The organism is Micromonospora endophytica (assembly GCF_003236305.1).
Taxonomy (GTDB): domain Bacteria; phylum Actinomycetota; class Actinomycetes; order Mycobacteriales; family Micromonosporaceae; genus Micromonospora; species Micromonospora endophytica.
Map to the genome: position 1 here is coordinate 15,908 of NZ_POTX01000061.1, position 11,845 is coordinate 27,752.

Genomic DNA, 11,845 nt, shown 5'->3' on the forward strand with positions numbered 1-11,845 from the left:
CTCACTCCGGCTTCGTGGTGCGGCTCATCAGGGCGCGCACCGCGACCCTCGGGTCGACCCCCTCGTGGCAGACCAGTTCGACCTGCTCGGTGATCGGCATCTCCACACCGTGCACCCGGGCCAGGTCCCGGATCGCCAGCGCGCTCTTGACACCCTCGGCGGTCTGCCGGGTGGCGATCCGCGCCTCCTCCAGGGTAGCGCCGCGCCCCAGATGCTCGCCGAAGGTGCGGTTGCGCGCCGACGGTGAGGAGCAGGAGGCAACCAGGTCACCCATGCCGGCCAGGCCGGCGAAGGTGAGCGGGTCCGCGCCGAGCGCCACGCCCAGCCGGGCGGTCTCGGCCAGCCCCCGGGTGACGAGCGAGGCCCGGGTGTTGTGACCGAAGCCCATCGCGGTGGCGATGCCGTACGCCAGGGCGATCACGTTCTTCACCGCCCCGCCCAGCTCGCAGCCGATCACGTCGTCGTTGGTGTACGGGCGGAAGTACGGGGTGGTGATGGCGCCCTGCACCAGCGTGGCCCGCGCCGGGTCGGTGCAGGCGACCACGGTGGTGGCCGGTTGCTCGGCGGCGACCTCCGGGGCCAGGTTGGGACCGGAGACCACCACCACGCGATCCGCCGGCACCTTGGCGGTCTCGACGATCACCTCGCTCATCCGCTTGGTGGTGCCGAGTTCGATGCCCTTCATCAGGGAGACCAACGTGGCGTCCGGATGCAGGTGCGCGACCCACTCGGCGAGGTTGCCCCGCAGCGTCTGCGAGGGCACCGCCAGCACCACGATCTCCGCGCCCTTGAGCGCCTCGGCGGCGTCGCCGGTGCCGGTGACCCGCTCCGGCAGCACCACCCCGGGCAGGTACTCCGGATTGCGCCGCTCGGTCCGGATGACGTCGGCGATCGGCTGCCGCCGGGCCCAGACGGTGACCTCCCGTCCGGCGTCCGCCAGGACCTTCGCGAACGCCGTACCCCAGGAGCCGCCGCCGAGCACGGCCACGTGTCCGCTCATGCTCCCGACCCCGGGGGCTGGCTCTCGGCACCGCTGCGACCGCCACGCTGCCACAGTGGCGGCGGTGTGCCGCCGCGGATCTCCGCAAGCATGTCGCGCAACCTGAGCATGATCACATCGGTCATCTCCTCGAGCACCTGTCGGGTCGGTGCGGAGCCGGCCCAGCGGCTCAGCTCGATCGGCGGCCCGGCCACCACTGTCACCGGGATGCGGGGCCGCGGGTTGAGCCGGGCACGGCGCGGATCGAAGAGGCGCTCCGGCCCCCACATCACCAGCGGGATCACCGGGGCGCCGGTGGCCAGTGCCAACCGGGCGGCACCGGTCTTGCCCCGCATCGGCCACAGGTTCGGTTCCCGGCTGGTGGTGCCCTCCGGGTAGATGACCACGGCGCCACCCGCGGCGAGCGCCTTGACCAGGGCGTCCAGTGACCTCGCCGCGTCAACCGAGCCTCGTTCGACGGGAATCTGTCGGCAACGGTGCAGAATCCAGCCGATCACCGGCACCTTGAACACACTGGCCTTGCCGAGGAACTGCGGCCACCGGCCCGCCTCGTAGATGAAGTGTGCGGAGACCAGCGGGTCGGCATGCGAGATGTGGTTCGCCACAATGATCGCGGGACCGTCCTGACGCAGGTGTTCCATGCCCCGCCAGGTACGCCGGGTCCAGACCTTCATCACCGGCTTGATCAGTACCACGGCGAACCATTGCCAGAATCCCAGCCTGCGCCGACCCACCGTGCCTCCTCGTGCCCGCCCCGACCCGTCCCGCGGAGGAATTCCGCCTGACGTCCGCAGCCGAAATCATGCCTGCTCGCCCGTGGTACAGCCAGTGAGGGTACCGGTGCCGGACTGGCAGGATGTCAGACGTGAGTCAGCCCTGGACGGTGGTGATGCCGGTCAAGCGCCTGACCGCGGCGAAGACCCGGCTCCGCGGCGGGGTGCCCGGCGTACCCCATGAGGAGCTGGCGCTGGCCCTGGCGGCCGACACTCTCGACGCGGTGCGGGCCTGCCCTGGCGTGGCCGAGGTGCGGGTGGTGACCGACGACCATCAGGTGGCCGAGGTGGCCCGGCTGGTGGGCGCGCAGGTCCTGCCGGATGTCGCGGACGCCGACCTCAACGCCGCGTTCCGGCACGGCGCGACCGACGCCGCCGGCTGGGTGGCCGGGATCACCGCCGACCTGCCCGCCCTGCGTCCGACCGAGCTGGCGGCGGCGCTGCGCGCGGCGCAGGCCGACCCCGCTGGCGTACGCCGGTTCGTGGCCGACGCGCCGGGCAGTGGCACCGTGCTGCTGGCCGCACCGCCGGGCGTACCCCTGGAACCCCGGTTCGGGTCCGGCTCGGCCGCGGCGCACGCGGCCAGCGGCGCGCGCCCGCTCGCCGGCGACTGGCCCAGCCTGCGGCGCGACGTGGACACCGCGGCCGACCTGGCGGCGGCGGCCCGGCTCGGCCTCGGGCCGCGCACCACGGCGTTGACCTCCGGCTGCCAGGTCGGTTGAGCCGGGCACGGCGGTGTACGGTGCTGGGCATGCAGGGCACCGTGGCCACCTTCGACGCGGCGACGCGCAGCGGGCTGCTGCTGCTCGACGACGGCACCGAGCTGGCGTTCCCCGCCCGAGCCTTCGACGCCTCCGGGCTGCGGCTGCTCCGGCTCGGCCAGCGGGTCCGGGTCGAGACCGACGCCGACGGGGCGATCGTCCGGGTGACTCTTCCGACGATGTCCTGACGTCCCAGCTCAAGTTCATTTTGCGTTAACCGTGATCGGGTGATTATGAGCGGGTGAGCACCCCTCGCGAGCGTCCCGACCGCCCCGCCGCCACCGACGGCCCCGCCACCGGCAACGGAACCCGACCGCGAGGGGCCGGTGGACGCTTCCGCGCCGTCCGGCCGGCCCCCGACGACGTGGCCGGCACCGATCCGGCGGCGGCCTCCGCCGGGCTGGACGAGGTCCTCGACCCGGCCACCGAGCCGGGGTTGCCGGAGCCTCCCGCCGACGCGGCAGCGGCGCTGTCGGAGCCCACCGACGCGGCACCACCGGCGCTGCCGGAGGACCGCTTCCTCAACCGGGAGCTGTCCTGGCTCGACTTCAACGCCCGGGTGCTGGCGCTGGCCGAGGACCCGGACACACCCCTGCTGGAGCGGGCCAAGTTCCTGGCCATCTTCGCCAGCAACCTGGACGAGTTCTACATGGTGCGGGTGGCGGGGCTCAAGCGGCGGCTCTCCGCCGGTCTGCCGGTCCGCGGTGGCGACGGGCTTCCGCTGCGCACCCAGCTCGCACTGGTCGCCGAGAAGGCCGCCACCCTGGTGACCCGGCATGCCGCCTGTTTCGTCGACGACGTGCTGCCCCGGCTGGCCGCCGAGGGCATCCAGGTGCTGCGCTGGTCCGACCTCGGTGACGCCGAACGGGAGCGGCTACGCGGCTACTTCCGGGACCAGATCTTCCCGGTGCTCACCCCGCTCGCGGTCGACCCGGCCCATCCCTTCCCGTACATCTCAGGCCGGTCGCTCAACCTGGCCGTGTCGGTGCGCGACCCGGACGGCGGACCGGAGTTGTTCGCGCGGGTGAAGGTGCCCAACAACGTGCCCCGGTTCGTCCGGGTCGACCGGGACCAGCCCGGGGTGCGGATGCTGCCGGTGGAGGACCTCATCGCGGTGCACCTCGGGCAGCTCTTCTCCGGCATGAGCGTGGTGGAGTGCCACCTGTTCCGGGTCACCCGCAACGCGGAGGTGGAGGTCGACGAGGACCGCGACGAGGATCTGCTCCAGGCCCTGGAGCGGGAGCTGGCCCGCCGCCGGTTCGGTCCGCCGGTCCGGCTGGAGGTGGCCGCGTCGATCTCCGACCACATGCTGGAGCTGCTGGTTCGGGAACTGGACATGGACACCCAGGACGTGCTGCGGGTCCGCGGCCTGCTCGACCTCTCCGCGCTGTGGCAGTTGTACGGCGAGGCGGACCGACCCGACCTGAAGGATCCGCCGTTCGTCCCGGCCACCCACCCACGACTCACCGAGGGCGAGGTGCCGCGCAGCGTCTTCGCCACCCTGCGCGACGGCGACGTGCTGGTGCACCACCCGTACCACTCGTTCGCCACCAGCGTGCAACGCTTCATCGAGCAGGCAGCCGCCGACCCGAACGTGCTGGCCATCAAGCAGACGCTCTACCGCACCAGCGGCGACTCACCGATCGTGGACGCGCTTGTCGAGGCGGCCGCCGCCGGCAAGCAGGTGGTGGTGCTCGTCGAGCTGAAGGCACGCTTCGACGAGGTGGCGAACATCGGCTGGGCCCGCACGCTGGAACGCGCCGGCTGCCACGTGGTCTACGGCCTGGTCGGTCTCAAGACCCACTGCAAGACCGCCCTGGTGGTACGCCAGGAAGGCAACCAGATCCGACGCTACTGCCACATCGGCACCGGCAACTACCACCCCAAGACCGCCCGGCTCTACGAGGACTTCGGCATGTTGACCGCCGATCCGGAGATCGGCGCCGACCTGACCGACCTGTTCAACGTGCTCACCGGCTACAGCCGGCAGACCGCGTACCGGCGTCTGCTGGTGGCCCCGCAGGGCATCCGCAACGGCCTGGTCGAGCGGATCCAGCGCGAGATCGCCCACGTCCGGCTCGGCATGCCGGGGCTCGTGCAGTTCAAGGTGAACGCGTTGGTCGACGAGGAGATCACCGACGCGCTGTACCGGGCGTCCCAGGCCGGGGTGCACGTCGACCTGATCGTCCGGGGCATGTGCATGCTGCGTCCGGGCGTACCGGGGCTGTCGGAGAACATCCGGGTCCGCTCGATCCTCGGGCGGTTCCTGGAGCATTCCCGGATCTTCCGCTTCGGCAACAGCGGCGACGCCGAATTCTGGATCGGCTCGGCGGACCTGATGCACCGCAACCTCGACCGGCGGGTCGAGGCGCTGGTCCAGGTCAGCGACCCGGTCGCCCGAGCCGAGCTGGATCAGGTGCTCGGCGCGGCGATGAGTCCCGACGTGGAGGCGTTCGAATTGGACGCGGACGGGCACTGGACCCGGCGCACCGGATCACCGGAGACTCCCCTGGCCCACGTGCAGGATCTGTTGCTGCGTCGGGTCGGCGGCAAGACCAGCGGAGCGGTGCGGGCATAGGCTGGGCAGATGGTCGAGGGGATCCGGGCCGCCGGTGGCGTGGTGTGGCGGCCGGTGCTGGACGGGGGCGTCCAGGTGTGCGTGGTGCACCGGCCCCGCTACGGGGACTGGACGTTGCCGAAAGGCAAGCTGGAAGCGGGCGAGCATCCGCTGCTCGCCGCCGCACGGGAGGTGGCCGAGGAGGCCGACGCCCAAGCGGTGCCGCAGGTCCGGTTGCCCAGCGTGCGGTACCGCAGCGAGGGCCAGCTCAAGACTGTCGACTACTGGTCCATGCGAGCGGTGGGCACCGGTGGGTTCCAGCCCGACACCGAGGTGGACGATCTGCGCTGGCTGGACGTCGACGACGCGCTGGCGCTGGTCAGTTATCCGCACGACGTGGAGGTGCTGGGCGCCTTCGCCGCGCTGCCCACCGTCACCACCACCATGGTGCTGGTCCGGCACGGGCACGCCGGCAAGCGGCTGGCCTGGTCCGGCCCGGATACGGGACGCCCGTTGGACGCCCGCGGCTGGTCCGAGGCGTACGCTCTGGCGCCGCTGATCGCGCTGATCCGCCCGGCCCGGTTGGTTTCCGCCTCGCCGCGCCGGTGCGTGCAGACCCTGGACCCGGCCGCCGCAACGCTCGACCTGCCGATCGAGGTCAGCGGTGACCTGGACGAGCCACTCGCCGGCCAGCAACCCGACGAGTGCGTGCTGGCCGCCGCCGGGCGGCTGGCCACGCTGGCCGCAGCCGGTGAGGCGGTGGCGGTGTGCAGCCAGGGCAAGGTGATCCCGGGCGCGCTGGAACGGCTCGCCGGACGCTCCGGCGACTTCCGCACCGGCAAGGGCGGCGGCTGGCTGCTCGCCTTCGCCGGCGACCGCCTCCTCGCCGCCGACCGCCTCTGAACGTGCCGAGCAGCCAACTCCGCACCCACCGACCAACTCCCAGAACTCATTAGGGTGTGGGTGAGGGGGTGGCGGGCAAGCGGTGAAGGCCCGGTAATGCCACGGCAGCGCAGGGCGAATCGGGTTGCGGTCAGTTGGTGGGGAGGGTGAGGGTGACGGCGACCGGCAGGTGGTCGCTGGCGGTGCTCGGTACCGCGACGGGATCGGTGGCGGTCAGCTCCGGCGAGACGAAGATGTGGTCGATCTGCGCGCGCGGATCGTCGGCCGGGCTGGTGGGCAGCGGGCGTGCCGACGCGAGCGCGTCACGCAGACCGGCGCCCGCGAAGGTGGTGAACGCCGCGTCACCCGGCTCGGTGTTGAAATCTCCGGCGACCACAAGCGGGGCACCGTCGGCGTACCCGGTGGCGAATTCCGCGACAGCGCGGGCCTGGACCACCGGATCCGCACCGGGCGGGGGTTGCAGATGGGTGCTCACCACGGCCAGCCGTACGCCCTCGCTGAAGTCGACGGTGACGCCGAGCGCCTGTGCCCCGGTGGGCGCGCCCACGGCGGGCAGCGGGCGGGTCCGCGCCTGTCGCACCGGCCAGTGGCTGAGCACCGCGTCGCCCCAGAGCGCGCCGGCAGCCGGCGCGAAGACGTAGGGCATCTGTAGCCGGTCGGCGAGCAGGTGCAGCGTGTCGTGGCCGCCGTTGAGCAGCCAGCCCCGGTCGACCTCGCTGAGCACCACCACGTCGGCGCGGCCGATCGCGGCTTCGAGGGCCGCCAGGTCGAACCGGCCGTCCATGCCGAAGCCCATCCGGATGTTGTACGCCACCAGACGTACCTGTGCTGGTGGCCCTTCCCGGTTGCTCGCCACCAACCACGGTCCGTGCGCCCACGCGGCGGCGAGAGCGACGACGGCGGCCATCGTCGCCGACACCAGCCGCACCTCGGTCGAGATGGTTGCCACAGCCTCCGGAGACGGCACCGGAGCCGTCCGGAACCGGCCCAGCGCGATGAGGCCGACCAGCACGGCCACCAGGACGGGTATCGCGCCGTTGGGGTAGCCGATGTCGTAGGCGGCGTAGTAGAGCACCGTCGCGACGGCGAAGGCGACCATTCCGCCGACCGCCGCGTACGCCCGGCGGGTGGCCGCGCGCCCGCAAGCACCGACTGTTGTCGGTGCCTCCTCGGCCAGGGCGAGGCATCCGCCCAGGCCCGCCGCGGTGAGCACCATCGCGACCGCCAGTAGCGTCGGCGAGCCGTACCCGAACAGCACGGTGCCCACCAGGAGCAGTGCCGGTGGCAGCGGACGCCACCGACGGGCGGGCGGGGTCAGCGCGCCGATCAGGAAGAGTGCCGCCGCCAGGCTCAGCGGCGCCAGGGCGAACAGTGGCGGGCCTGCGGTACCGGCGGAGCCGGACCAGAACGACATGGCGGTGCCGGCGACCGCCGGTGACAGCGCGAGCATGCCGGCGAGCAGCAGTGCGGGCCCGGCGAGCAGCCACGTCTGGCCGCCCGGTCCCGCCCCGCCCGCGCCAGCGACGCCGGCCGGCTGTACCCCGGCCGCGCCAGCGACGCCGGCCGGCTGTACCCCGGCCGCGCCAGCGACGCCGGCCGGCTGTACCTCGCCGGTGCCACGGACGCCGGCGACCTCCGCCAGCAACAGCAGCGCCACCAACCCGACGCTCACCGCCCAGGCTTCCCACTGCTGCCACCAGACCAGGTCGTACGTGCCGAACAGGGCGTGACCCAGCCCGCCGGCGGTCAGCCCGAACGCCAGTCCCGGCACCGCCCGGGTCACCCGGGCCGCGGTGGCGGCCAGCCACACCAGGCCGGCGAGCAGACCGGCGGTGGCCAGCCAGAGTTGCGTACGGCCGCCGGGAGCGGCGGTGAGGGCCAGCCGGGCGGCACCCAGCACCACTGCCGACGCCAGCCCGACCGGTCCGGCACCCAGCCATCGGAGAAGCGCCGGCGCGGCGAGCGCCAGCACGAACCAGCCGAGCGCGAACGCGCCGAGCAACTCGGCGGGTGTCGACGCGGCCTGTCCGAAGATGGTGATGACCGAGGGCAGGAAGACCCGCAGCACGTCCGTCAGGACGACGAGGCCCAGCGCCAGGGTGGCGGTACCGAGGTGACGGTGACGCGGCACGGTGCTCATTCCGCCGAAGGGATGTGTGCCGCGATTCTGGGTGCCGCAAGCCGTTGCGGTCAACGCTGCCCCAACGCCAAGGGCGCCCACCGTGTCGGTGGACGCCCTCGTCGTACGACCGGCTCAGCGCCGAGTCGCCGCCTTCCTGGCCGGCGCCTTCTTCGCCGGGGCCTTCTTCGCCGTCGCGGTCTTCTTGGCCGCGGTGGCCTTGGTCGCGGCGGTCTTCTTCGCCGGCGCGGCCTTCTTCGTCGCGGTCTTCTTGGCCGCCGTGGTCTTGGTGGCCTTGGTAGCGGTGGTCTTCTTGGCCGCCGCGGTCTTCGCCGTGGTCGTCTTCTTCGCCGCCGCGGTCGCCTTCGTGCCCGCAGCGGTCTTCTTCGCCGCCGCGGTCGCCTTGGCACCTGTGGCCTTGGTGCCGGTTGCCTTGGCGCCAGTGCTCTTGGCGGTGGTCGCAACGGCCTTCTTCGCCGCCGCCGTGGCCTTCGGCACCTTGCCGCTGGCCACCATCTCCTTGAACCCGGCACCCGGGCGGAAGGTCGGTACGGAGGTCTTCTTGACCTTCACCGCCTCCCCCGTGCGCGGGTTGCGCGCTGTTCGCGCACCCCGTACGCGCTTCTCGAACGCTCCGAAACCGGTGATCGCCACTTTTTCGCCCTTGGTGACCGCCGCCTGGACCTCAGCGAGGACCGCGTCGAGCGCGGCCGTCGCCGTCTTCCGGTCCCCCAGGCGAACGGCGAGCGCCTCGATGAGCTCGGCCTTGTTCACGACTTCCTCCTGATTGTGCAACTGACTCGACGCGAGCCATTCTGCGCGCACCGTATGCCCTGTGCTGCCCGGACACAAACATTCCGTGGAAAAAAGCCCTTGTGTCGTAACGGATTCGCCCCCACCGGTGGCACCGGTGGGGGCGAATTCGGCTGTGCGGCCGGGCGAACGGCTAGGCGACCCGGGGCAGGAAGGCTGGCCGGTCGGCCTCGAAGGCGGCGATCCGATCGGCGTGCCGGAGGGTGAGTCCAATGTCGTCCAAGCCCTCCATCAGCCGCCAACGGCTGAAGTCGTCCATCGGGAACGACCACGTCGCGGTGTCGACCCGGACCTCGCGGGCGGTCAGGTCGACGGTGACCGCTGTGGCCGGGTTCGCCTCGACGGTGCGCCAGATCTCCTCGACGGCTTTCAATTCCAGCTCGACCGGCAGGAGACCTTCCTTGAGCGCGTTGCCGCGGAAGATGTCACCGAATCGCGGCGAGATCACCACCCGGAACCCGTAGTCGCGCAGGGCCCACACGGCGTGTTCCCGGGACGACCCGGTGCCGAACTCCGGCCCGGCCACGAGAATCGACGCACCCGAATAGGATTCATCGTTGAGAACGAATCCCGGATCCTCGCGCCACGCGCTGAACAACCCGTCTGCGAAACCGGTACGGGTCACCCGCTTGAGGTACACGGCCGGGATGATCTGGTCGGTGTCCACGTCGGACCGACGCAGCGGCAGGGCGGTGCCGGTGTGCACCGTGAACTTGTCCATGTCTCGCAGCCCTTCTACAGGTCGGCGGGGGCGGCCAGCCGGCCGACGACGGCGGTGGCGGCGGCCACCGGCGGACTCACCAGGTGGGTACGCCCACCGCGACCCTGGCGGCCCTCGAAGTTGCGGTTGGAGGTGGAGGCGGCGCGCTGCCCCGGGGAGAGCGTGTCCGGGTTCATGCCCAGGCACATGGAGCAGCCCGCGAAGCGCCACTCGGCACCGGCGTCGGTGAAGACCTTGTCCAGCCCTTCGGCCTCGGCCGCCTCGCGTACCGCGGCGGAGCCGGGCACGACGAGCATGCGGATGCCGTCGGCGACCTGGTGGCCGCGCAGCACGTCGGCGGCGGCGCGCAGGTCCTCCAGCCGGCCGTTGGTGCAGGAGCCGACGAAGACCACGTCGACGGAGAGGTCCCGCAGTGGCGTGCCGGGCCGCAGGTCCATGTAGTCCAGGGCACGCCGGGCAGCCGCCCGCTCCGGCTCGGTGACGAACTCCTCCGGATCCGGCACCACCGCGCCCAACGGTGCGCCCTGACCGGGGTTGGTGCCCCAGGTGACGAAGGGCGTGATCTCTGCGGCGTCGAGGACCACCTCGGCGTCGAAGGTCGCGCCCTCGTCGGTGGGCAGGGTCCGCCAGTACGCGACCGCCGCGTCCCAGTCCGCGCCGGCCGGCGCGTTCGGCCGCCCCTTGAGGTACGCGAAGGTGGTCTCGTCCGGAGCGATCATGCCGGCCTTGGCACCCCACTCGATGGACATGTTGGCAACGGTCATCCGCCCTTCCATGGACAGCGCCCGGATCGCCTCGCCGCGGTACTCCACGATGTGCCCGCGCCCGCCGCCGGTGCCGACCTTGGTGATCAGCGCGAGCACCAGGTCCTTCGCGGTGACGCCGGGGCCGAGCGTGCCGTTGACGGTGACCGCCATGGTCTTCGGCCGCGCCTGCGGCAGCGTCTGGGTGGCCAGGACGTGTTCGACCTCACTGGTGCCGATGCCGAACGCCAACGCACCGAACGCGCCGTGGGTGGCGGTGTGCGAGTCGCCGCAGACGATCGTCATGCCGGGCTGGGTGAGCCCGAGCTGCGGCCCGATGACGTGCACGATGCCCTGGTTCTCGTCGCCCAGCGGGTGCAGCTTCACGCCGAACTCGGCGCAGTTGCGGCGCAGCGTCTCGATCTGCGTGCGGGAGGTGGGGTCGGCGATGGTGAGCAGGTCACCACGGCGCTGCCGGAACGAGGGATCGGCGTACCCGGTCGGGGTGTTGTGGTCCTCGGTCGCGAGCGTGAGGTCGGTACGGCGCACCCGGCGGCCGGCGAGCCGTAGCCCGTCGAACGCCTGCGGGCTGGTCACCTCGTGCAGCAGGTGCAGGTCGATGAAGAGCAGGTCCGGCTCGCCGGCGGCGGAGTGGACCACGTGCGCGTCCCAGACCTTCTCGGCCAGGGTCCTCGGTTGAGTGACTCCCACCATCTGGACATCCTAAATTCTGGGAGGTAAATTTCGGCTTGTGGGACACAGTATGAGCGGTGTCGGCGTTCTCGACAAGGCGGTGGTCATCCTGGCCGCCTGTGTCGACGGCGCCAGCCTGGCCGAACTCGTTGAACGCACCAAGCTGCCCCGGGCCACCGCGCACCGGCTGGCGCAGGCGCTGGAGATCCATCGGATGCTGGTCCGGGACACCCAGGGCCGCTGGCGTCCCGGTCCCCGCCTGGGCGAGCTGGCCAACGCGGCGCCGGACGTGCTGCTGACAGCGGCCGAGCCGCTGCTTGCCGCGCTGCGCGACGCCACCGGCGAGAGCGCCCAGCTCTATCTGCGGCGGGCCGACGAACGGATCTGCGTGGCCGCCGCCGAACGCGCCAGTGGCCTGCGCGACACGGTCCCGGTGGGCTCGGTGCTGCCGATGACCGCCGGATCGGCGGCGCAGATCCTGCTCGCCTGGGAGCCGCCCGAGGCGGTGATGCCGCTGCTGCCCCGCTCGAAGTTCACCGGCCGCACCCTGGCCGAGGTACGCCGCCGCGGCTGGGCGCAGAGCGTCGCCGAACGCGAGCCCGGTGTGGCGAGCGTCTCCGCCCCCATCCGCGACCGCACCGGCCGGGTCATCGCCGCGATCAGCATCTCCGGCCCCATCGAACGCCTGGGCCGCCGCCCCGGCGAACGCCACGCCATGGCCGTAGTCCGCGCCGGCCAACGCCTCTCCGGCCTCTAACCCCC

General features: G+C 72.2%; 11 protein-coding genes. 5 read left to right on the top strand and 6 right to left on the bottom strand.

All coding sequences use genetic code 11. The features are described 5' to 3' along the window. Position 1: 1 nt before the first annotated feature. Together C1I93_RS11860 and C1I93_RS11865 are read right to left on the bottom strand one after the other, a co-directional pair. Positions 2 to 1,000, bottom strand: coding sequence for an NAD(P)H-dependent glycerol-3-phosphate dehydrogenase (locus C1I93_RS11860; RefSeq protein ID WP_111243318.1), 999 nt, complete (start codon positions 998 to 1,000; stop codon positions 2 to 4). Continuing rightward, entirely contained in the window at positions 997 to 1,734 is a 738-nt protein-coding gene (locus C1I93_RS11865) for a lysophospholipid acyltransferase family protein (RefSeq protein ID WP_111243319.1), read from the bottom strand. The genes C1I93_RS11860 and C1I93_RS11865 overlap by 4 nt, the downstream gene beginning before the upstream one ends. Before the next feature lie 131 nt (positions 1,735 to 1,865). On the opposite strand from C1I93_RS11865, the gene cofC reads away from it, so the two are divergent. Genes cofC through C1I93_RS11885 form a run of 4 tightly spaced genes read left to right on the top strand, consistent with a single transcriptional unit; the run spans position 1,866 to position 5,994 of the window. Then, positions 1,866 to 2,495 (top strand): 2-phospho-L-lactate guanylyltransferase, encoded by a 630-nt coding sequence (cofC, locus tag C1I93_RS11870; protein WP_111243320.1) that lies wholly within the window; start codon positions 1,866 to 1,868, stop codon positions 2,493 to 2,495. A 29-nt stretch (positions 2,496 to 2,524) separates the two neighbouring features. Continuing rightward, positions 2,525 to 2,722: a cold-shock protein gene (locus C1I93_RS11875; protein WP_181445132.1), complete on the top strand. Its 198-nt coding sequence runs from the start codon at positions 2,525 to 2,527 to the stop codon at positions 2,720 to 2,722. Positions 2,723 to 2,775: 53 nt separating this feature from the next. Continuing rightward, positions 2,776 to 5,112: an RNA degradosome polyphosphate kinase gene (locus C1I93_RS11880; protein WP_111243322.1), complete on the top strand. Its 2,337-nt coding sequence runs from the start codon at positions 2,776 to 2,778 to the stop codon at positions 5,110 to 5,112. A gap of 9 nt (positions 5,113 to 5,121) precedes the next feature. Further along, the gene (locus C1I93_RS11885) at positions 5,122 to 5,994 is read left to right on the top strand and encodes an NUDIX hydrolase (RefSeq protein ID WP_111243323.1); all 873 of its coding nucleotides are present in this window, start codon (positions 5,122 to 5,124) and stop codon (positions 5,992 to 5,994) included. A gap of 130 nt (positions 5,995 to 6,124) precedes the next feature. Here C1I93_RS11885 and C1I93_RS11890 read toward each other — a convergent pair whose 3' ends face one another. The 4 genes from C1I93_RS11890 to leuC all read right to left on the bottom strand — a co-directional run bounded on the left by C1I93_RS11890 (position 6,125) and on the right by leuC (position 11,104). After that, positions 6,125 to 8,134 (bottom strand): endonuclease/exonuclease/phosphatase family protein, encoded by a 2,010-nt coding sequence (locus C1I93_RS11890; RefSeq protein ID WP_111243324.1) that lies wholly within the window; start codon positions 8,132 to 8,134, stop codon positions 6,125 to 6,127. A gap of 114 nt (positions 8,135 to 8,248) precedes the next feature. Continuing rightward, complete coding sequence (locus C1I93_RS11895; protein WP_111243325.1) at positions 8,249 to 8,887, bottom strand: HU family DNA-binding protein; 639 nt, start codon at positions 8,885 to 8,887, stop codon at positions 8,249 to 8,251. Between the two features lie 172 nt (positions 8,888 to 9,059). Continuing rightward, positions 9,060 to 9,647 carry a 3-isopropylmalate dehydratase small subunit gene (leuD, locus tag C1I93_RS11900; protein ID WP_111243326.1) on the bottom strand — a complete coding sequence of 196 codons (588 nt, stop codon included), beginning with the start codon at positions 9,645 to 9,647 and terminating at the stop codon, positions 9,060 to 9,062. 14 nt (positions 9,648 to 9,661) lie between these two features. Further along, the gene (gene leuC, locus C1I93_RS11905; RefSeq protein WP_111243327.1) at positions 9,662 to 11,104 is read right to left on the bottom strand and encodes a 3-isopropylmalate dehydratase large subunit; all 1,443 of its coding nucleotides are present in this window, start codon (positions 11,102 to 11,104) and stop codon (positions 9,662 to 9,664) included. Positions 11,105 to 11,153: 49 nt separating this feature from the next. Between leuC and C1I93_RS11910 the strand changes: the two genes are divergently transcribed. Then, complete coding sequence (locus C1I93_RS11910; RefSeq protein ID WP_013732051.1) at positions 11,154 to 11,840, top strand: IclR family transcriptional regulator; 687 nt, start codon at positions 11,154 to 11,156, stop codon at positions 11,838 to 11,840. Positions 11,841 to 11,845: the final 5 nt, after the last annotated feature.